The sequence below is a fragment of the Corynebacterium sp. ES2794-CONJ1 genome, from assembly GCF_025660615.1.
Taxonomy (GTDB): Bacteria; Actinomycetota; Actinomycetes; order Mycobacteriales; family Mycobacteriaceae; genus Corynebacterium.
Map to the genome: position 1 here is coordinate 42,603 of NZ_JAOTIM010000002.1, position 21,559 is coordinate 64,161.

Consider the following 21,559-nt stretch of genomic DNA (forward strand, 5'->3'; position numbering starts at 1 on the left):
ACATGTCTACCATCCGCTATGAAGATGTCAGCCTTTCATTCGGCGATAATCATTTGCTCACAGACCTCAATCTGGAAATAGCCGACGGCGATTTTGTCAGCATTGTTGGTTCCTCAGGGTCCGGCAAAACCACAATCATGAAAATGATCAACGGTTTAATCCTGCCCGATTCCGGGCGCGTGCTTATCGATGGCGAAAATGTTGCCGACCTCGATTTGGTCGATTTGCGCCGCCACGTCGGCTACAGCATTCAGGGCAATGTGCTCTTCCCCCATCTGACGGTTGAAGAAAATATTGGGTATGTGCTCTCCCTTATGGAGCAAGACCCCGAGGAGATTTCGCAGCGCGTTGGAGATTTGCTGGATACTTTCCAGTTACCCGACGATATACGTGACCGGATGCCTAATGAGATTTCGGGGGGCCAGGCACAGCGGGTGGGAATCGCACGGGCTTATGCCTCGTCACCGAAGGTATTACTCATGGACGAACCCTTTGGAGCAGTAGACGCAATTACCCGCTATCAGCTCCAAAAAGATCTCAAACACTGGCACGAAAAGCTAGGGCTGACCATCGTTTTTATCACTCACGATATCCGCGAGGCTCTCAGTATGAGCACCAAGGTGCTCGTGCTTCACGATGGTGTGATTCAGCAATTCGCTACACCCGCTGAGATTAAGGACCATCCTGCCGAGGGATTTGTCTCCGACCTTATGGATATGAGCGACTGACCGGCTGACGTGCCCACGCTTCTAAGAATCCCTTAGCGCGCTCGGCATAGGGAATCCGATCCGCCCAATGCCAAAACTCGGCTGAATGACCGGAGTGGATAAAAGTATGAGTTAGTTCGTGGGCAATGACAGCATCAAGAACATAATCTGGGACCCCACGGAGACGATCAGAAATGCGAATTTCGCCTGTCAAGCTGGAATATGACCCCCACCTTTTGCGCTGATTTTTTACCCACCTGATCGAAGTCATGTGTGCTCGCGAGTCGAGGTAGCGCCTATTGATCTCGTCAGCTCGCTGTTCTAGATCTGCATCGCTATATCTAGTTTGCTGCTTCGACCGAGTGAGTTTTTCGGTAATTTCTGAGACTATTTTTGCCTCTGCCTGTTCCGATAGGTGGGCTGGGACCCGGACTTCAATGACGCCATCGACCCAGCTTGCACTCACCGTTTTCTTTCGCCGCGCAGATCTGATGACGGTGATATCGGGATTGTCATCCATGACCCAATCTTTCTCTATCGCTTGCTACCCTCTTCTGCCCATTCGAGATGCGCACTGATGAAAGCCGTGATCCAATGGCCATATGACCTCCACTACTCTCACCGATCATAACCTCGACCATCGCGTTAGCGATCGCCTCCTGGTGCTCAGCCCAGGTATAGATATACTCCTTCGTGCCGATTGCGCCGTCCAATGTGGCCTTGACACCTCCAGGGCTGGGATCTTTGATATTACCGAGTTAAGACCGGGAGATCTCATCGCTTTCTTACGTTCTCTGGACCGCCCCCATCACATAAGCGTGATCCACGCTGGTTTGATCAAACTCGGGCTGAAATCGAGCACTGCCTCGATGATTCTCGAAGATCTAACCTACCACGGAGTTTTAGTCGATCCCGTATGGCCCACTGTTTGTCTTGTCGGTCCGGGAAGTCACGGTTTCACCATCGCTTCTGTACTCAAACAAGCGGGTGCTCGCGTTATTGAGGCTGAGGATCACCGCTTTCCTGAGCTTCTTCTCGACTCCGTGGATCGAACCACCCCCTTAATCGTTGCAGGACACTATCAGAGGGGCTCTCATTATGCCAAGGACATTTATAGTTTTCAGACCATCATTCCCATTGAGTTCCTTGGCGGCAGTGCTATAATTGGGCCGCTAAGAATAGATGGTCACGGCCCGTGCCCCGTATGCGGGGATCTCTATGCCACTGAGAAGGACCCCCATTGGGGCTTCCTCCTTGATCAACGCCACACTCCAGGCCGGAACGATCCGATTGTAGAATATAGCGTTGCTGCGCGCTTAGCGGCACTACTCGCCCCAGCATATCCATCACCTGGGATCAAGAATGATCTCCTGAGACCGGGCTTAAAAATAGCGCTCAACCCTTACCGTGGCGCAGAGGATATTGAGGTTGTCGGTCCCCATCGCTCATGCCCCTACTGCTGGGAGCACGCAGGTGAGCGACCATGATTTACTGGGCCAATAATTCCAAGAGATCCGCACCAAATTTCTCGACTGTCACCGGGCCAATCCCAGCAATAGCCAAAAGCTGCTCGTCGGTGGTAGGTCGACGCTCCGCCAAGGCTAATAGCACCGCATCAGAGAAAATGGTGTAGGCGGGGCGCCCCGCTAGCTTTGCCTGCTCTAAGCGCCAACTCCGCAATGTGTGGATGAGCTGATGATCAGCCTCAGAGGGACAGTCCTGACAGTGGCCTAGAATTTTATCATCAGGATCATTTAACGGCACGCCACAAATCTGGCACCTGTGCGCACCTCGCTTAGTTTTTTTCGCAGTCAACGTCGCTGGCTCCGCTACTATGCCATCAAGGAAACGGGTGCGCTTGCGACTTTTACGTCCACCCTCCTGACGTGCATACGACCACGTGTGCACCAGGTGTTCCCTCGCCCGCGTAATACCAACATAGAAGAGACGACGCTCCTCCTCGATCGCTTCCTCTCCCGCTTTCAGAGCGTGACTAATGGGGATAGAACCATCATTAAGTCCCACCAAAAAGACTGCGTCCCACTCCAGCCCCTTAGCGGCGTGAAGCGAGGCCAGAGTCACTCCCCGCATAGAAGGCGGATGTTTGGCATCGGCTCGCTGTTTGAGCTGGCCCAAAAGGCCAACCAAATCTAAGTCGGGAGTGGCCTGTCCTAGTTCTTGGGTCAACTCCACCAAGGCACGCAAAGACTCCCACCGTTCACGAGCTTGCACACCCTGAGGCTCCTGAGTACTAAAGCCCACACCGCTTAAGATAGCAGTCACTAGATGGTGAATCTCGGGCCCACGGTGCTGATCGGGAAGATCCTCACGCTGTGCCGCGCGTACAAGTTGATTGATCGCTTGAATAATCTCAGGCCGCTTGAAGAACTCCTCCCCACCACGTACTTGGTAGACAATGCCAGCCTCAGCCAGTGCCTGTTCAAAGGCGACAGATTGGGCGTTTATACGATACAAAATGGCGATCTCGGCGGGATCTACCCCCTGTGTTAGGAGATCTTTAATAGCGGCAGCAACACCACGGGCCTCTTCTGGCTCACTGTCGTAGGGTCGGAAAACCGGTTCAGGTCCCCGCGGTCGCATACCCTCCAATTTCAGGCGCGTGCCCGCAACACGCCCTGAAGCTTGGGCGATCACCCGGTTAGCAAGAGTGGTGATCTGCGGGGTAGAACGATAATCTCGTTGTAGTTTCACGATGGTGGCATGAGCATAAGTACGGGAAAAATCCAATAGAAAATTCGGGGTTGCTCCCGTGAATGAATAAATTGTTTGGTTGGCATCGCCAACGACCGTGAGATCATCTCGATCCCCTAGCCATGCGTTGAGCACTCGCTGCTGCAGAGGAGTGACATCCTGATACTCATCGACCACGAAACTACGATATTGGCTGCGGAATTCCTCGGCGATGCCACGAGAATTCTCTAGAGCCCCAGCTACATGAACAAGAAGATCATCGAAATCTAGTTCCACGCCCTCTGGCGATATTTTGGACTCCTCATAGAGCTGATAGCACTGCGCTATCTTCTCTGCAGGGTATGGGAGTCTGCGATCGCCCACCCGTGCCGCATAGCTTTCCGGTGGGATAAGGCTGGCTTTCGCCCACTCAATTTCTCCTAAGAGATCACGAATATTTTCTTTTGAAGACTCGATACCAAGGCGGCGCGCTGCTCGGCTAACCTTGGGAAATTTATTATCCAGTATCGCCCAGCGCAGGTCTCCAGCTACCTGAGGCCAAAAATACCGTAATTGACGCAACGCCGCTGCGTGGAAGGTGCGGGCGTGCACGCCACCAATACCCATCAGTTTCAGTCGGTGTGACATTTCCCCAGCTGCCCGCTTGGTAAAAGTGACCGCCATGACCCGCTGCGGACTGACAAAGCCCGCATCGATCATATGAGCTATGCGGTAGGTGATAGTGCGTGTTTTTCCGGTGCCGGCACCAGCGAGAATAGCCACGGGACCACGCGGTGCGGTAGCAGCAACTCGCTGATCAGAATCGAGGTCTTCGAGATTAATCATATTTATTCACCCATTGCTCAATCATCGTCCACGCCACCGTTCCAGGTGCTGGAAGATTCACCGTCTGCCGTCGCACATCCTCCCGAGACAACCATTGAATATCCAATAATTCGCCGTCGGATGGCCACCGCGGTTCTCTATCATCGGTATACGCTTCAAAGCCCAGCATAAGAGATCCGCTAAACGGCCAAGCCTGGCTCATAATATAGTTCGGATGACAAGCAAGGCGCCCAGTCTCTTCGCGAATTTCTCGCAGCACGGCGTCCTCAGCACTTTCTCCCACCTCAATATAGCCAGCAATCAAAGAATAGTAGTGCGGGCGTAGCGCATTGAGCCCCACCAGGATCTTCTCTTCACCCATAAGCTCCAGGCGGCAGATGATTGCTGGGTCGATGCGCGGGAAAATTTCTAGTACGTTACCCGCGACATTTCCACGAGGTCTAGCAATATGTCCGTGGTAGTCCAGGGCTTCGCCGGTGCGCGGGTGGAAACGGAAATTCTCACGCTGCTGTAGTACCCCTAATGCCCGAAGAGCTTGGGGCTGAAAGCACCGCGCCCAGACCAGATATTCTGGTAGCGAATACTCCTCCCGTGCGACCCGCTTGACCGCTATGGCCTCGAAAAAGAAAGCTCCCTCGTAGAGGTGAAGGTCAGGGTGGGGGCAGGGTTCGATACAACCTGCGGTATCAACGAGTGTGCAGCCATGCTCGTCGAATAGAAAGAGTGGAGTGCTGCTAACGATTTTTAAGGTCCTCACTAAATACGCGACGTACATACAGTAGCCGGTCACCAGGTTCCACGGTCTCAGCCTCGAGGGAGTCAAGACGATATAACTCCCCCGAACGAACTACTCCGAGGACTATATCAGCGAGGTGTCGAGGATTCGCCCCTACCTCGTCCTCGGCTACGGGCCGCTCGGCTACGGAGAAACCTTCGTCGGGTGAGAGCAAATCTTCCATCATCTCCACCACTGACGGGGTTACAGTAGCTAGCCCCAACATGCGGCCCGCCGTCTCCGAGGAGATAACTACAGAATCGGCACCCGATTGCTCCAGAAGGTGTTGATTTTCACTCTCTCGCACACTAGCCACGATCCAGGCAGAAGGGGCCAACTCGCGCACCGAAAGCGTCACCAACACCGCAGTATCATCTGTGGAGGGGGCAACTACAATGGCTTTAGCTTTATTCGCTCCCGCTAATTTGAGGACTTCGGAGCGGGTAGCTGACCCGTTGACGGTGACAAGGCCTTTGTTTTCGGCTGCCTCGAGGACTGACCTATCAGTGTCAATCACCACAATTTCGCGGGGGTTTACACCATCGGCGAGCAGTGCTGAGACCGCCGAATGTCCCTTGGTGCCATAGCCAATCACAATGGTGTGGTTGCGCAATTTTTTCCTCCAACGTTGAATTTGCCAGGCCTTACGGGATTCTTCGGTCAACACCGATAAGGTGGTACCAACTAAGAGCACCACGAAGGCGACGCGTAACGGCGTGACAATGAAGATATTAATCAACCGTGCAAATTGCGTCACTGGCGTTATATCGCCGTAACCGGTCGTCGAAAGCGAGACGGCTGCGTAGTAGAGAGCATCGACAAAGGTCAGCTCCTCGGAATACCCATCACGGTCCAAATAGGCCAGCAACGTGACCACGATTATAAGGATGAGGGCGATAGAAAATCGTCTGGCGATGAGTTGAACGGGGCTAACCAGCGTGTTTTTAGGTATACGAATGACGTTGAGCAGAGCGTGCTCAGGCACATCCGCAAGTTGCGGATCAGTTCGGAATCTATCCGGCAAATGGGATGCCATCCCGCTACCTCTCCCTCATCGATGATATTTACACCTCGATTAGTCTACTAGACTCAGCAGTCACACCGACTGCTCCCCCTCAGCCTTTTTCGCGATCTGCCTGACCCGTGGCATTCGCGATCATTGCGGCGATCTCGTGATCCGAGGGTAACTGCTCGAAAGTAATCATGGTTCCAGAGGAAATATAGTAAAACCCGGCGCGCACCTGCTCGAGTGGTAGATCCTTTAGCCGTGCCCACGCTAAACGATAAACTGCTAATTGCAGTCGTGTACTGCGCAACTTTTGTGCGGTCGGAGGGTGCCCAGTTTTCCAGTCCACAACCATATAGCTGCCGTCGTTTTCGCGAAAAATGGCGTCCATGCGGCCGCGGATGACTATTCCATCGATACTCACTTCAAAGGGTTGTTCAACGAAATCGGGGCTACGGTCTGACCATTCAGAAGCCAAAAAGGCTTTTTTGAGCTCCGCTAAGGACTCATCGGGTATATGCTCATCAACGCCCGGCAATTGATCCTCATCGAGCAAACTGGTGGCGCCGAATCTGTTTTCCAACCAGGAGTGGAACGCGGTTCCCCGCTTGGCGTAGGTATTGGGCTTAAACGGTATCGGTCGACGCTGCCGCTTCGCGAATTGCTCAGGGTTTTCACTAAGGGCGACTATATCGGTGGCAGTAAGCTGATCTGATAGAGCTACCTCGACCTCAGTGGTGCTTTGGCGCTCATATTCTCGGATAAGCGCTTGGACATCGCGTTCCCATTGCTCGAAGATCTCGTAGTCCGCGGAATAGGCAGGAACCTTCTCCATAGCCGCGAGTACCAGCTGGGCTGCCTCTTCTTTAACTGGAGTGGTGATTGCCGACGGGAAAAAGCTAGGTTGGTGCTCAATGTTCTCTGGTTGCGCATCGGTATCATTCCCATCAGCCTGCCGCCCCTGCCACCAGTGAATGATATAGTCTGGGTGTTTCTTGGCTAGCTGAGCGAGATGCTCGTAGGGGTCAATGATGGCCTTGCGGCTCGGGTTATGCGAGGCTGTGATGATCAAATATTGTTCACTTCGCGTGAGGGCAACGTAAAAGAGACGAGTATTCTCCTCTTCGGCCCCTTCCTTGAATTCCTGAATATGTCCCTTAAGAGCAGTCTCCAACTGTTTACGATCCTCCACCTCCGTGAGATCTAATACGGGTGAACCTGATTGCTCTGTCTCTTCTTGGGCGTCGCCGCGCAATGTGGAGGGCACCTGCGCTGGATCAGTCAACCAGGTACGTACTCTGGCGCTATAGGTATTAGCATCGGCGTGGAGGACGCTGACATACCGCCATTCCAAACCTTTGGCCTTGTGGACGGTGAGGATTTGCACCCGATCCGTACGAACCGTGACCTCCCCGGGACTAAGCCCGTTATCGTGTTCCCTAGCAAGATCCAAGTAATCCAAGAATTTCGATAGGCTAGCGCCAGGTATCTGTGCATAGCGCGCCACCTCCTCATGGAAGCGCTCAAGATGAACTACTCCGCTAGCCCCGTCAGCGCGGGGATTCTCTCGCGCTAGAACCTCAGTACGTAATCCTAATTCGCTTTCGATCTGGGCGAACAGATCCGGTAGCGGTTGACTAAGAATATTGCGGCGCAAGCGTCTTAAAATGGCGGCGAGTCTTTTTAAACGTCGTAACCCCAGGGGACTAAAACCTTCGGCTTCTCCCAGGTCTGCAATAGCATCCGCAAGCCCGACAATTTCCTCTGGGTTTTCTTTCACCGCTGACGCGATTTGGGTGCGTAGTGCTCTCTCAGCCGCCGATATAGTGGGATCATCATCCACAGCTGGCTCAGGGCGATTCGCTGGGTGCTCGTCTCCGTGCATTCGACCTTTGAGGTTGCGAGCTCGCTGGGCAAGTACCTCAATATCAGCTACTGATAGACCCATCATGGGCGAGCTGAGTATCCGCATAGCAGCCTGGGAATCGAGAGGACGAATCAATATGGTAGCCACAGCAATAAGATCAGCGACCTCCGGAATATCGACTAGTCCAGCGGATCCAAGTATCTCCACTGGAACTCCCCGCTTTTTGAGTTCATGAGAAATGAGATCCATATGCTTGCGTTTGCGCACGAGGACGGCCGCTGTAAAAGGAGAATCTCCACGATTGTGATAGAAATCGGCGAATTTCTCGGCTACTGCCGCACACTCCGCTTCAGGGCTGGGGTAATAGCCTAGTTCCACCACCCCCTCATCAGCGTGCGGGAGTGAGACTAGTGGCTCTACGGAGCGATTCTTTTTCCTAATCGGACCTAAAACGCTCTCACTGATTTCGTTGGCGCACTCAAGAATGCGCGGTGGGTTGCGGAAGCTCATGGTCAGTTGGGCTTTGGGGGCCACCTGGTTGCCACTATGCGCGAAGTCCGTTACAAAACGTTCCAGATTAGCTGCGGTAGCACCACGCCACCCATAAATGGACTGCATGGGGTCTCCCACAGCCGTCACAGCTTGGCCGGCAAAGAGCTCAGATAACAAGACACGTTGAGCGTGGGAGGTGTCTTGGTACTCATCGAGCAAAACGATATCAAAGCGCTTGGCGAGGGAATCAGATACGCGCGGATTTTCGGTGGCTAGTCTGGCGGCAAGCGACATTTGCTCCCCGAAAGTCATGAGGTTACGCTCGGCCAATAGATCCTTGAGCTGCTGCGCCAGAGGAAGATACTGCATCCTCAGGATCTGTGCGTCGCGAAATTTGACCATATCCCCATTGAGGGCATCTCTTTGACGTGGCCCCTTTGGTAATTCCTCAAAAAGGTTAATAAATGGCTGACTTTCCTCAATGATCTGGTTAGCGCTGACCATATGGTTATCTAATTCGCTGACCAGATCCAGAAGAGTTTGAACAGCGGTTGCTGTTTTTCCACCACTCATCAGCTCACCGTCGTAGGCTTCCACCACGGCGTAGGCGAGTTCGAATAATTCGGCCTGAGTAATCATTCTGCTCCCGGGCTCCACGGGAAGTAGGAGCCCAAACTCCCTGATGAGGGATCCAGCGAATGCGTCGTAGGTCGATACTGTGGGGGCGATAACAGAGAGATTTTCAGCGAGGCGCCCCTTGGGATCTAGGGTTTCTAGGTGGGGAAGGTGAGCTAGTTGTCCCAGCCTTGTGCGAATCCGCTGTGATAATTGTTGCGCTGCTTTTCGGGTGAACGTCAATCCGAGCACCCGGGAAGGATCAATAACACCTTGGGCGGCTAACCACACCACACGGGCTGCCATTGTTTCAGTTTTTCCAGCCCCAGCTCCGGCCACGACGAGGAGGGGTTCACGGTTTGCAGAAATCACCGCAGCCTGTTGTGAGGTAGGCGGATGGGCCTGCCCTAATAGCTGCGACAGCTCGTACGGGTCTAGGCGAATATCGGTGCTTCGATTGTCACTCATCGTCTTTGTTCTACTTGCCTGTTCTCTGGTGCGGGTATTGAAAAAAAATATGTCATCGTGGAAGCTACGTCCTCATAGCTGCATACCCGTGGGGGTGGTGGTCAAGTTACCGGTACTGTGGGCAGGGCAAATATTTCTAAGTACGCACGTATCGCACCTCTGAGAGACTCGCGCCTCCAGGTAGGGTCCGCGCAACTTGTCCATCAGTGGTGGGAGTTGATCTGCAAATTCTTGTAAATCGGCCTCTTGTTTTGGCACTTGACTGCGAAATTTGGTGCCCCGTGCACCATATAACTCTACGTAGATGAGGCTCGCACCTTCAATATCCATCCCAGCGCCATTTATGACGCGCCCATTTTCTATCTCCCCCTTGTTCAATGCTAATTGGTAGGCACATAACTGCGGGTTCTTATCTGCATCGGACGTCGAGGGGAGGTTGGATCCAGTCTTGAAATCGTAGATGTGATAGGCCCCGTCGGTGGTCTTTTTTAAGCGGTCGATACGACCTCTTAGGCGAACTCCGGGAAGAACCTCCACGTTCACGGGGATTTCCGCGTATATATCTGCGGCATCATGGCTATTCGTCTCGATCCACGCAGCGGTATGGTCGAGTGTTTCCTGCCACTGTTGGATATGTGTCTCCTCTTGCCACTTTGCGCTATCGCTGATCTGGGGATAAGCAGCGCGCAGCAGTTCTTGGGCTCGATCTTTATCCATCCCACGAGCTAAAGCTTCGGCATAAGCGTGCACAAGGATACCTTTGAGCAGTGCCGGGGAGGTTTCCGAGTCCACGACTAAAGGACCTAGCATTGTCAGCAATGGGCAGTGTAAAGCTCTATCGATTTTAGAAGGTGACAGCGCAGTCACCGTTAGTTCTTTATCGCTACTTATCCCACCACTTCCCCACCACGAAAACGGGTGCGCATCGGCTATGCCAGCGTGGGCCATTCGAGCTAAGTGACGCGCCGCCTGTTCTTTAAAAAAAGCTGGGCGATGAGGATCGATCAGCACTCTGCGCAGTTCGGCCACCACCGTTGGGATCGATAGCAGCGTGGTGCGCCCCATCTCCTCTAAATTCTCGGCACTGGCGGTGGAATCTGCTACCGCTGGTTGGTAACTCTGGTCCGGTTTCGCTGGCGGTTGAGAATCTGGCGTGGACTGCTCCTCGAGCATATCGAGATAGGGCACGAGGAAGCGGGATATTTCCATGACCTCGTCAGCCTCGGGGGCGTCAACGGCGGCGATTACTACCTTTTGGCGTGCACGTGAGGTTGCCATATCAAAAAGGCGCTGTTCCTCGTGGATGCGTTCTTTGATCCGCGAGATAGGAACGCCCGGTTCAATGCCGTCGTCGATGAGATCAACGAGCTCTTCTTGGCCGAATATCCCGCCGGTGACTCCCGTGTTGGGCCAGCTCCCCTCCTGAACTCCGGCGATGATCGTCGTGTCCCACTCGCGGCCTGTGGTGGCGTGGGCAGTGAGCACTGTTACGGCATCGGGTGCGCTCAGGCGTCTATCACGTACCCCGGTAGGAAGCTCCTGTTGGGCTATATGCGCGATAAAGGAATCTATTCCTGCGTGCGGACGACGTTCAGCAAAGTCGCCAGCATAATCGAAGAGCGTCATGACCGCATCGAGACTGCGATCGGCTTGAGATCCAGGCGCACCGCCGCGAAGACTGACAGCCAGAAGGTGGCGCCCTAATCCAGTTGCTTCCCAAATATTCCACAGCACCTCTTCTACTGAACCAGGGCGCCGTGCCTGCTCGAGGATGCTACGGATGTGGCTGAGTATCTCCCATTCACGGGGTGCGAGAACGGTTGTGACGACCTCTTCGAAATCAGCATTTTTTTGGGCGGCATCAGCGCGCAGCAAATCCGCTAATACCTCCATAGCTCTCCGCTGCGGAGTAGAATTATCAAAACTGCTTTCTACAGCGCGCGTATAGCGCAATTCAGCTAGCCGGAGGCCGCGCAAGAGGCGTCGTAAAGTTGCTGGATCGGCACCACCAATTGGTCCGATGAGTAAGTCCTCTAGTTCTTCCAGGCTCACACCATCGCGTGCGGCACGCACGGTGAGCAGAAGCGCTGAAACTAGCGGCTGTTCTCCGAGAACGAGAGCACCTGCATCTGTGTGCACCGGCACCCCAGCCGCTATGAGAGCACGTCTGATGGGATCGACCTCGGCGGAATTGCGCACAATCACGGCTATCTCTTGATTGGGGATTTGGTGGATTAGATTCTCACGCCGCACCACATCGGCTACCACATGACGCAGTTCCTCCATTGACGCTACGACGTTCATCTCGATTCGCCCCTGGCGGTAGTCATCACTGAAGGATTCTCGCGCTAACCTCACTCGATGTGTATCAGTGAGCTTTAGATGATTCTCAGCAGGGAACTCTCTGAGAAAATCTGGCCGTGCACCGCGGAAACGGAAAACCGATTGATGCGGATCACCTGCGATAACAGCGAACGAGGCGCGCGTGGTAAGCCTGTGAATAAATTCTGTAGATTTGGGATCAAGGTGTTGCGTGTCATCAACAAATACGGCATCAAATCCCAGGCTTTCCACATCGTATTCCAAAACCCTACTCACCAGTTCCGAGGCGGATAATTGATGTGTGTTACCCAAGGACATGACCTGTTCATATTCGCGCAGAAATTCCCCTGCGGCCACCCACATGGGCTGTTGGTATCTGCTGCCCAATGAGATGAGGTCACCGGGAGATAGACCGCGTTCAGCAGCGCGTAGCAGGAAATCACGAAGACCTCGAGCAAAACCGACCATGCCAATTGCCTCACGGATATCATCTGGCCATCGGATGCCGCCGTCACGAGCTCGTTCGCCGTCAAGCAATTCTCGAATCACTGCGTCATGTTCGGCACCGCTGATGAGTCTTAAATGCTCATCCATATGATCTCGCACGATGGCGAAGGCCCATGAGTGGACCGACCGAACGATACTCGAAGAACTAGTAAAACTGTGCCCTCTTAGGCGTGCGGTCAAACCAACACGCAATCTCGCTGCGGCTTCTTTGCTTGCCGCTATGACCATCATGGAATCAGGGTCATGACCGCGAATAATGCGCTCAGCAACGGTATCTAATAAAAGCGTGGTGACCCCTGAGCCGCTGGGGCCCTCAAGCCGCCAGATGCCTTGTTGGGCGTTGAAAAGATCGTTGGACCACGAGCGCCGCGGATTATCCGAGTTGGGTGACGTCAACCGAATGTCAGGATTGGGGGGTATCTGATGATAACCTGCATAAATTTCTTCCCCACGACTATTCCGCGATGAGTTGTCGCTATGATCTGAACTCATTAATTCCTACCTTGATCCGCGTCTATTTCATTATCAAGCATATTACTGAGTTAGGTATGGGAAGTGTTCTCGTAAGCCTTTGAGCGCTCACATCGATCGTGCAGGACGGAACACACTCGGGCAAGGTTAGTGCCGGTCTCCTCTGCGGAATCAGAGTGCAATGCATAAATATAAATGCGGTAGAGGAGCGCTCTGAGTAGCAGCTGGTCGAGATGGGGGACGTGGCGATAGCGGTCGAAGATGCGGGGATCGGTGGCATTGAGGATGAGGGCGTCCACCATGACTTGCGCCGCGGTATATCCGGCGGGTCTGAGCATCCCGATAATATCGGTGATAACAGGCGCCTGCGCCCCAGAGTAAATTGTCGTTGCTAGCATATCGGCGTGCGTGACTTGGATCGCAACCTTGTTTCCATCCATATCGAGGATATCGCTCAGAAGTGGGCGTAACTCGGCAAGAAGGGCGATAGCCTCGCGGTGTCGAGGTTGAGATGGGTCGAGTTGGATTAGGTCTTGACCGCGCGTAACAGCGTGATCAGCGAGGGAATAGAGGTCTCGAGCATTGGGGGCGCTAAAGGTTTCTCCACGTGGCACCGTGGCGAGAATGTGGTCGAGTCGCAGGGCTGCGGCGACTGTTTCATCAATACGATCTGTTGGTTCACCATCGACCCATTGAGAGGCACGCCATCCTTTGCTGATAAAGCGACCATCGGAGGAGCGTATGGGACGCACTATTCTCAGCCCCGGTACCCGCAGGTTCTCGCGTATCCGCGATGACCACACTGCCCTCTCGGGGTAGGCCACTCGAGCGAATATAGTGGTGCCTATTTTGAGCCCATAGTCCCAGGCAAGACCCATAGGCTCCGGGGTAATGCCGCTCGGTGCTTGAAATACTGAGCAAATATATCCTGGCACTTCATCTTCGGTTTCGGGCCCAGCCACTGGATTGTCGGAGACAGCAGCATCCTCTTGAGGCTTAATTTTAAGTAGGAAGACCACATTATCTTCGCTTTTATCGCAGCAGGCCGCTGCCTGCTCGCTATCTGTGACAGCGCTGTCGATGACGCTCTTATTAGTAATGTCATCCGGACGGTCGGTGGAGTTATCAGCCATGGGAACTAGCATAATAACCGAATGAGACATCTACCCCCGCTGCAACTCCAGAGCCTCACTCCGCTCCCTTTATATGGGCTTTTAGATCATTCCGTGCCCCTTGGATACGAGAGATATTCGCTCGCCATGAGTTTATGTGGCTCCCGCCTTACTGCAGGAGCAGCACAGAGTACAGCACCAAACCCGAGGCTAGGCGAAAGGATAGGGCCAAGGATTAGGTTTGCATTCGAAGCCATCATCGGGATACACCTCATCCGGGTTGAGCGCATTAAGCTCGGAATTGCTCAAGCTGAGGGTTTGCTGCATCATCACCGGGGCTAATTCATTGGCACCACCGCACGGTGCGTGTTGGCCGTAGCCTATCCCGTGCCCGACTTCGTGATTAAGCAGGTATTGGCGGTATCCACCGAGGTCACCGAGAAATGTTGATGCTCCGCGCACCCACCGTGATTCATTAATGATCACACGGTTGCCGATGCTATTAAAGCACGATGTCTCCATACTAATATCGTTGCCACACGAGCTGTGGGTTGTCTCCACACTGGAGAGCTGGATGCGCAGATCGGGGATCTCCCCCGAGTCTCCTGCAATATGTTCAAAGCGGAATCGAGGGTCGTGGGTCCATCCCTTGGGGCTGGTCAACGTGGCATCGACCATGCTCACAAAAGCATCGTCACCACCGTAGGCTGAGGTGTCCACCCCATCTTCGATTTCTATAACGTAGCGAAATACTGCTTCCTTCCCTTCCCCGGCGGCGGCGCCAGGTTGACCCACCAATCGGTACTTGCCCGAACCTTTCACGCTAAAGGACGGCCCCGGTGGCAGGGCTCCTTCGGCAATTGTGGGCCGCTCGGCACGTGCGGGGTCCGGCCCTTGCCCCAGACCTTGGGTGTGCGAATCGGTATTGGCACTCGTGCCTACGCGCATGGAATTAACCGGGAACACAGTGGTATCGGGGTTAGTAAAAATATCCACTAAAACCCATACTGTGAGTACCGCTAGGACCGGAATCGCATAGGCTCGCCAACCATAGACCTGGGCGAAGCGTACCAGCCGTGGGGTTGACTCACCATGCTCTGGGGAATCGCCCTCATTCGTCCACCCATAAGTGCTTCGAGATGGAGAACGCCTATTTCCCTCCCGACGACCATTATCCCCTTCAGGATGTGGTTCTGAGGAGGGAAGAGTGCGATCACCGTTATCGCCCACGTTTATGCTCCAGCAAAACCAACGCGATGCGCGGTTTGGGTACCAATTTCGACATAGGCGATACGGTCGTTGCGAATAAGGTAGCGGCGCTGCTTATCATCTTCCAGTTCGAGGACACCGGTACCCTGATGGAGGGCCTCCGAAATTTTAGCGACCACTGTGTCGTGATCTTGGGAGCTCGTAATCACGAGCTCACGTGGGGAATCGGAAAAACCAATCTTAATATCCATAATGTGTCCTTCGGTTAACAGTGAAATCAATCGTTTGTGCGGTGCAGTTAATCTGTAGTCCTTCATCTTAGACAGTTTCCCTGCGCGCGTCACCCGAGAACTGTCCCATCAGGACAATCACTATCCCGCTCGGGGCAACCGAGGAGGTGCTGCGATAGCAGCGGGCGGGAGATCAGTCGATGGGGTGCTTAGCTTATGGTGAAGCGGGGTGAAATGAGGTTGTTAACACCGAAACACACTAGTATCAGATGTGTGTCGAAGAAAGAGACCCCCACCTTCCATGCCCTAGGCGTTGCAGCCGAAATTACGCGAGCTCTTGCTGAGCAAGGCATAATCCATACCTTTGCAATTCAAGAGCTCACACTTCCCATTGCCCTCGACGGCCGTGACCTCATCGGTCAGGCACGAACGGGTATGGGAAAGACCTATGGCTTTGGGGTTCCGCTGCTCGATCGAGTCTTTGATGCCGCAGATATCAAAGAATTGGATGGCACTCCGCGAGCCTTGGTAGTAGTTCCCACGAGGGAACTGGCCGTCCAAGTGGGTGATGATTTAGAGAAGGCAGCTCGCTACACCCCCATAAAAGTCATTACCTTATATGGCGGACGCCCGATTGAAGAACAGGAGCGGGCCGTCAAAAAGGGCGTCGATGTGGTTGTGGGGACGCCGGGCCGACTCCTTGATCTATACCAGCGGGGGGTATTAGCCCTGGATGAAATAGCCATTTTGGTGCTTGATGAGGCCGACGAAATGTTGGACTTAGGATTCTTCCCCGATATTGAGAAAATTCTGACGGCGCTCACACACCCGCATCAAACCATGCTCTTCTCAGCAACTATGCCAGGGCCTGTACTCACTTTGGCTCGTACATTCTTAAGTCAGCCCCTACACATTCGTGCTGAGGAGGCGAATGCACAAGCTACACACAGCTCAACCAAGCAGGTTGTTTTCGCCTCGCACCGCATGGATAAGACCGCGTGTATAACCCGCATCCTGCAGGCAAAGGATCGGGGAAGGACGATCGTCTTCACGCGCACCAAGCGCTCAGCTGCCAGCCTAGCTGAGGATCTTGCAGCCCGCGGATTCCTCGTCGGTGCCGTCCACGGCGACCTCAATCAGGCTGCCCGAGAAGCCTCTTTAGCGGCTTTTCGCAGTGGCACAATAGATATCATGGTCGCAACCGATGTGGCGGCCCGAGGTATTGATATCGACGACGTCACCCATGTGATCAATTTCCAAACCCCCGACGATCCCATGAATTATGTTCACCGTATTGGCCGCACTGGTCGAGCAGGCCACAGCGGTACTGCTGTTACTCTCGTGGGCTACGATGAGCTGACGAAGTGGAAACTCATCAACGATGAACTAGCCCTCGATATACCTACCCCACCACAGTGGTTTAGTAACTCTCCAGAACTCTACGAAGCTTTGGATATACCCCAAGATGCAGCCGAACGAGTCGGTGCGGAACGCAAGGTATTCGGGGGTAGGATTCACGCCCAGGCCTCATCACCACGGCGCAAGGGAAGTCGGGGGTCCAGATCGGGGCGTAACTCTCGAGCGCATCGATCCTCGCGCAGCTAAGAAGCTCAACCTGGTCTAAGGAATTCGACTGATGAATCCCCTCAACAAAAGGCAGTGGCGCGAACGCGCGCTGGTACGTTCCCCCGAAGGCTACCCGTTGCAAGCTCGCCGTCTCATTTCCTCGCCCCTTCACTATATAAGTGCGGCCATCATCGCAATAGCAGCACTCAGCCTCGTTATAAGCGCCGTTATTAGTGCGCCGATTAGATCCGTTTCGCTACATCCAGCTAAAAGCTCCTTTGCTGCGCCCGAGAAGACACAAACTCTCGCTAACCAATATGTAGAGCTGCGCAGCATCCCCGATGACTCTTTGGCTCCGGCACCCCTGTTAGTTCAAGGACTGCTGGTGACAACTACAACCATCGACCAAACCAGCATTATTAGCGCGAGCGACCCCGATACAGGTGAAGAGATCTGGAGCTACAGCCGCGATCTCCCGCTGTGTGCTGTCACAGAAGCATGGGATGATATTGTCGCCATCTATCGCAATGGGGCCGGTTGCGGGGATGTGGTGAGCCTTAAAGCGGCAACTGGAACCTATAGTTCAACGCGCTCATCATCCGCACCCATGGACGTATCCGCGTTGGTGTCTAATGACCGGGTCGGTTATATATCCCCTGCACGCATCGACCTGTGGCGCTCCGACCTCGTACGCACCATCGAATATGGCCTCGATCCCACCCCCCACGAACCCGAATTACAACCACATCCGGGCTGCACGATCATAAGCGCCCAAACTCGGGTAAAAAAACTAGCTTTAATCGAGCAGTGCGAGGATCGCATATGGTTAAGAATCCTCTCCACCGAGCCCGAGGAATCCCGCTCTCCTCAAGTCGACGCCGAGTATGAGTTGACTGGAACGAATCCGGCAGTGGTGGGTATAACCGAGGAAACAGCGGCTGTCTATATCGAGCAGCCAGAGCCTCACTATCTGCGTTTTACACTTGAGGCGAAGCTCGTTGCCGACAGCGTGATTGACCCCATTCAACAAACCGGCCCTGGCCCCACCACTGCAGTGATCAGTAATGACTTGCAGCATCATATCGCGTGGTTTGATGGACGGCGTCTGTATATCTTGCATCCGCTCACCCTCGATATCGACTACGTCGTCGACGACGCTTCTGGGCTACCTGCGGATCTCGGCTCGTATATCCTCTACCCCACCGCTGAGGGTTTTGCGGCAGTTGAAAGTGCTGATGGAAACCCCGTACGGAAGATCCAGATCGCAGGTGGTGTGGAATCCTCTCCAGGTGCGCTCGGCGTTGCCGGCCGCAGCATAGTACTAAAATCTCGGGGCGAAGTTCGAATCTATCAGCCAGCCTGAGAGCGGATTAAATATCGCCTCTCTAGTGGGCGAAGCGTTCTGCTGCCCACTGCACCGAGCGTGGGCTAAAGAGCAACCCGAGAGCCATAATAGTGCTCAATGCTGTTACCACGCCCATAAGGATCTGGGAGCCCGTGAACATATAGTAGGACATAAGTAAAAGTAAATTCTCTAGCATGATGACTGGTCCACGGCCCCACCGTAATCCCTTCGCCATTCGGTAAGCACCGACGATCACGGTTCCGAAAATAATAAGGAAGAATAGTGCTGTTCCAAAGGCTACCGAGGTTACTGCATCCGAGGACTCATAGATGATATCGGGTTGACTGGCGCCAGTGAATCCACGGTAGAAAAGAAGGAAGGCATAGCCTATACCGATTAGCGACTGGACGGCCGCGATGGCGGCGGCGATTTTAATCTCCTGGGGGGGCGTGATAGCTGAAGTCGACGTCATGAATTCATGGTACCTAAAGGTGCAGGTCTTACCTCCACTCCGCGGCACCGGGATCACCTCGGTAGAGTTTTGAGATTCGACGGCGGCGATTCGGGCACCATTCTATTGCCTCTGTACAATCCTGTACGCTTCCACAAGCCCGTGTGAGCCTCGTTGAGCCCTACGAAACCTTGAGCAAGTTGTTGATTATTCAACTATATGGGTGCACTCCGACGATTTGACGAAAGTCACGGGAGGTTATCACTTAGCTTTCATTCATATCACCAGTTCACAACTCTAAGATTTCGAGAGTTTTTCAGACAAAAGGAATTCCGGGGTTGGTGTGAGTCGCCAAGAACAGGAGAAAATGAGTGTTTCTAATCACTTTTAGTGGATAAACTCTAGCATTTTAGTGCGGAACGTGACAGTATCAACGACATACCAAAGCACGGGGAGAGTCGTGAGAGTGAAATCCTTGTGCCCAAGCCTTGGAGCTGACCTCCTTAACGGATGGTTGGCTTTCGGACTGTTTTGGGGTAAAAATCCCAAAACTAGACAGCATACACAGACAAGCGCCCACTGCCTGGCTCACCCTCTTAGGGGTATTAGCCAGCGACGTTGCGTTCTGACCATGATGCATACTCTCACCACGTACTAAAACTAATGGAATTTTAGTTTTCTAGGGGTCCCCTAGAAGGCTATATTCCTATGCACTTTATAACGATATAGGAGTAAATACTATGGACTGGCGCCACAAAGCAGTTTGCCGCGATGAAGACCCTGAACTCTTCTTCCCCGTTGGAAATTCCGGTCCTGCCCTAGCGCAGGTAGCAACCGCGAAACTCGTATGTAACCGCTGCCCAGTAACGTCGCAGTGCCTGGCGTGGGCCCTCGAGTCGGGCCAGGACGCCGGAGTGTGGGGCGGCATGAGCGAGGATGAACGCCGAGCCCTCAAGCGCCGCAAGAACCGTGGCCGCGGCCGCGCACGGGTGAATGCATAAAGCACTCCTACCGGTTGGATAAGAACCAGCAATCTCCCCGTTTCTCAAGCCCCCCACCCCCTTTGAAATCATATATGCCCGCGCTAGTTTCGCTAATGCGTAGCTCACTAGCTGGGCATCATAGAGGGCGCCCGCGAGTATGCGTTTAACGGGGAACGACGGATAAGTATTGCAGCCGAGACGGGTACAACCTTTGGGCCTTCGGGCTCGCAGATTAACATCACCACCCGCCAACCAAGTAAACTACGTGCTGTTAACAGCTCTCATTGTGTTAAAGGAGATATTCTATGAGCAAGCGTGGCCGTAAACGCAAGGATCGTCGTAAGAAGAGCGCCAACCACGGTAGGCGTCCAAATTCCTAAGTCACTGCGGTGATTTAAGCGCTTCGATCATAGGCTGCTTCGCGTTCGCTTTATAGTGTGAACGTGGAGCAGCCTTTTACTATGCACTTTATACCCTGCATATTGTGACATTTTATTTCATCACTCGTCCCTTTAGACACTGAGCTTTAGCCTCATTCATTGCTGCTATGTTGAACCTCCTTATATGGGGGTGTAGGAATAGACAGTTATGGCGAAGAAAAAATCTCATGCGGCAACACCCTGTCTTCAGGCCTTAGAAGACGCTGGAATCACCTACACCACCAGCACTTTCGAGGCGGGCAACGACCACTTCGGCGAGCATGCCGTGGCAGCACTGGAGGTAGAGGCTGAGCGGGTCTTTAAAACCCTCGTCATCGACTTAACGGCAGGTAAAGGTCCAAAGCGGCAGTTAGCGGTTGCGTGCCTACCAGTGCCGTATCATCTGAGTTTAAAAAAAGCAGCCAAAGCCTTCGGTGTTCCCAAGGCAACAATGGCCGATCCCCACGACGCCAGTAAGTCCTCGGGCTATGTACCGGGAGGCATATCACCTATCGGCCATAAGAATCCATTGCCTACCGTGGTAGATGAAACCGCACTACTGGCCGATAGTATCTTTGTCTCAGGTGGTCGTCGCGGATTGGATGTGGAAGTAAGGCCGCAAGACCTAGCCACCCTCACGAACGCTAGCTTTGCCGACATTCAGGCATAGCAGATCTAAAGGTCACCGGCCTGGGCATTAGTCCCGTAGAACCTTTTAAAACAACCCCGGATTCTCCAGAAGGTGCGGGCCCTCATTCTTAATATGCCCCACGAGAGGGTTCGCTCGATCGATATGAAGATTCTCGTAGTAGCTGGAGTCAATATTATCGAGTAGTTCCTCAGCGAGAAAGGATGTGGACATACAAGGCTCACCATTAGTCGAGTCTTGTAACCACGTCATATGGTTGACTCGCGGAATAAATAAGGGCATTCTATGGTGAATCTCAGCAACCGGCTCGATAGCCTGCGTGGTGATGATCGTCGTCGATAAGCAATTGTGGTGCGTCTCGTAGATACCGGCCGCCCACATCAGCGTTGTGGCGTGGATATAAAAAGGCTCCTTGTGTTTCCACTCATAGTAGCCATTCATCGGGATGAGGCAGCGCCGCCTAGCAAAGGCCGCTTTAAAACTCGGCTTCTGCGTCACTGTTTCCGCACGGGCATTAAAAAGGGGCGGCCCGCTCGGGGTGCTCTGCCAAGGGGGAATCAGACCCCACCGTGCAGGAAGAAGAGATGCCTTGGCAGTGCCCGCTAGGGTGCTGAGAGCTTGGGGTTTCGGTACGTCCAATCCACTATCAGCTCTTCTCTCTACCCCCGCGTCCCCAATAGCGAGGATAGGGATTATATGCGTAGGCGCTATATTGTAGCGAGCGGGCGGCACCCCGTAGGGTGCCTGTATATTCAATACCCCTCCATGATCAAGCAGTTCCTCAGCCTCGGCAAAAAGCACATATCGACCACACATACCTTTAGTATG

At 53.6% G+C, this 21,559-nt stretch carries 18 protein-coding genes; 7 read left to right on the forward strand and 11 right to left on the reverse strand.

Annotation, left to right across the window (positions count from 1 at the left end; all coding sequences use genetic code 11):
* The first annotated feature begins 2 nt into the window (after positions 1-2).
* Positions 3-728, forward strand: a complete 726-nt coding sequence (locus N7326_RS02560) for an ATP-binding cassette domain-containing protein (RefSeq protein ID WP_259077148.1) — start codon at positions 3-5, stop codon at positions 726-728.
* Here the strand turns inward: N7326_RS02560 and N7326_RS02565 are convergent.
* Positions 709-1,227: a SprT-like domain-containing protein gene (locus tag N7326_RS02565; RefSeq protein WP_259289306.1), complete on the reverse strand. Its 519-nt coding sequence runs from the start codon at positions 1,225-1,227 to the stop codon at positions 709-711. The genes N7326_RS02560 and N7326_RS02565 overlap by 20 nt on opposite strands.
* Before the next feature lie 82 nt (positions 1,228-1,309).
* On the opposite strand from N7326_RS02565, the gene N7326_RS02570 reads away from it, so the two are divergent.
* A complete protein-coding gene (locus N7326_RS02570) occupies positions 1,310-2,194 on the forward strand; it encodes a hypothetical protein (RefSeq protein WP_259289307.1) in 885 nt (294 codons plus the stop codon).
* Between the two features lies 1 nt (position 2,195).
* On the opposite strand, the gene N7326_RS02575 is transcribed toward N7326_RS02570, so the two are convergent.
* The 8 genes from N7326_RS02575 to N7326_RS02610 all read right to left on the reverse strand — a co-directional run bounded on the left by N7326_RS02575 (position 2,196) and on the right by N7326_RS02610 (position 15,339).
* Complete coding sequence (locus N7326_RS02575) at positions 2,196-4,244, reverse strand: ATP-dependent DNA helicase UvrD2 (protein WP_259289308.1); 2,049 nt, start codon at positions 4,242-4,244, stop codon at positions 2,196-2,198.
* Entirely contained in the window at positions 4,237-5,019 is a 783-nt protein-coding gene (locus N7326_RS02580; RefSeq protein WP_259289309.1) for an NUDIX domain-containing protein, read from the reverse strand. The genes N7326_RS02575 and N7326_RS02580 overlap by 8 nt, the downstream gene beginning before the upstream one ends.
* The gene (locus N7326_RS02585; RefSeq protein ID WP_259077153.1) at positions 4,979-6,055 is read right to left on the reverse strand and encodes a potassium channel family protein; all 1,077 of its coding nucleotides are present in this window, start codon (positions 6,053-6,055) and stop codon (positions 4,979-4,981) included. Before N7326_RS02585 ends, N7326_RS02580 begins: the two co-directional genes overlap by 41 nt.
* Positions 6,056-6,134: 79 nt before the next feature.
* On the reverse strand, positions 6,135-9,467 hold the full coding sequence (locus N7326_RS02590) for an ATP-dependent helicase (RefSeq protein ID WP_259289310.1): 3,333 nt from the start codon (positions 9,465-9,467) through the stop codon (positions 6,135-6,137).
* Between the two features lie 72 nt (positions 9,468-9,539).
* Complete coding sequence (locus tag N7326_RS02595) at positions 9,540-12,788, reverse strand: ATP-dependent DNA helicase (protein ID WP_259289311.1); 3,249 nt, start codon at positions 12,786-12,788, stop codon at positions 9,540-9,542.
* Between the two features lie 50 nt (positions 12,789-12,838).
* The gene (locus N7326_RS02600) at positions 12,839-13,900 is read right to left on the reverse strand and encodes a TIGR02569 family protein (RefSeq protein ID WP_259289312.1); all 1,062 of its coding nucleotides are present in this window, start codon (positions 13,898-13,900) and stop codon (positions 12,839-12,841) included.
* A 189-nt stretch (positions 13,901-14,089) separates the two neighbouring features.
* Positions 14,090-14,953, reverse strand: coding sequence for a DUF3152 domain-containing protein (locus tag N7326_RS02605; protein ID WP_259077723.1), 864 nt, complete (start codon positions 14,951-14,953; stop codon positions 14,090-14,092).
* A 158-nt stretch (positions 14,954-15,111) separates the two neighbouring features.
* Positions 15,112-15,339, reverse strand: coding sequence for a DUF3107 domain-containing protein (locus tag N7326_RS02610; protein ID WP_259077157.1), 228 nt, complete (start codon positions 15,337-15,339; stop codon positions 15,112-15,114).
* Positions 15,340-15,552: 213 nt separating this feature from the next.
* Here N7326_RS02610 and N7326_RS02615 point away from each other — a divergent pair, with 213 nt between their 5' ends.
* Together N7326_RS02615 and N7326_RS02620 are read left to right on the forward strand one after the other, a co-directional pair.
* Positions 15,553-16,923, forward strand: a complete 1,371-nt coding sequence (locus N7326_RS02615) for a DEAD/DEAH box helicase (protein ID WP_396124721.1) — start codon at positions 15,553-15,555, stop codon at positions 16,921-16,923.
* Positions 16,924-16,954: 31 nt separating this feature from the next.
* Positions 16,955-18,247 (forward strand): Rv3212 family protein, encoded by a 1,293-nt coding sequence (locus N7326_RS02620; RefSeq protein ID WP_259289313.1) that lies wholly within the window; start codon positions 16,955-16,957, stop codon positions 18,245-18,247.
* Between the two features lie 22 nt (positions 18,248-18,269).
* On the opposite strand, the gene N7326_RS02625 is transcribed toward N7326_RS02620, so the two are convergent.
* Entirely contained in the window at positions 18,270-18,701 is a 432-nt protein-coding gene (locus N7326_RS02625; RefSeq protein WP_259077160.1) for a hypothetical protein, read from the reverse strand.
* 719 nt (positions 18,702-19,420) lie between these two features.
* Here N7326_RS02625 and N7326_RS02630 point away from each other — a divergent pair.
* The 3 genes from N7326_RS02630 (at position 19,421) to ybaK (ending at position 20,752) form a co-directional block, all read left to right on the forward strand.
* The gene (locus N7326_RS02630) at positions 19,421-19,681 is read left to right on the forward strand and encodes a WhiB family transcriptional regulator (RefSeq protein WP_259077161.1); all 261 of its coding nucleotides are present in this window, start codon (positions 19,421-19,423) and stop codon (positions 19,679-19,681) included.
* Positions 19,682-19,968: 287 nt separating this feature from the next.
* Positions 19,969-20,043 (forward strand): 50S ribosomal protein bL37, encoded by a 75-nt coding sequence (locus tag N7326_RS09395; protein ID WP_396124722.1) that lies wholly within the window; start codon positions 19,969-19,971, stop codon positions 20,041-20,043.
* Between the two features lie 208 nt (positions 20,044-20,251).
* Positions 20,252-20,752, forward strand: a complete 501-nt coding sequence (ybaK, locus tag N7326_RS02635; RefSeq protein WP_259289314.1) for a Cys-tRNA(Pro) deacylase — start codon at positions 20,252-20,254, stop codon at positions 20,750-20,752.
* Positions 20,753-20,797: 45 nt separating this feature from the next.
* Here the strand turns inward: ybaK and N7326_RS02640 are convergent, their stop codons facing one another.
* Positions 20,798-21,547 carry an SOS response-associated peptidase gene (locus N7326_RS02640; protein WP_259289315.1) on the reverse strand — a complete coding sequence of 250 codons (750 nt, stop codon included), beginning with the start codon at positions 21,545-21,547 and terminating at the stop codon, positions 20,798-20,800.
* Positions 21,548-21,559: the final 12 nt, after the last annotated feature.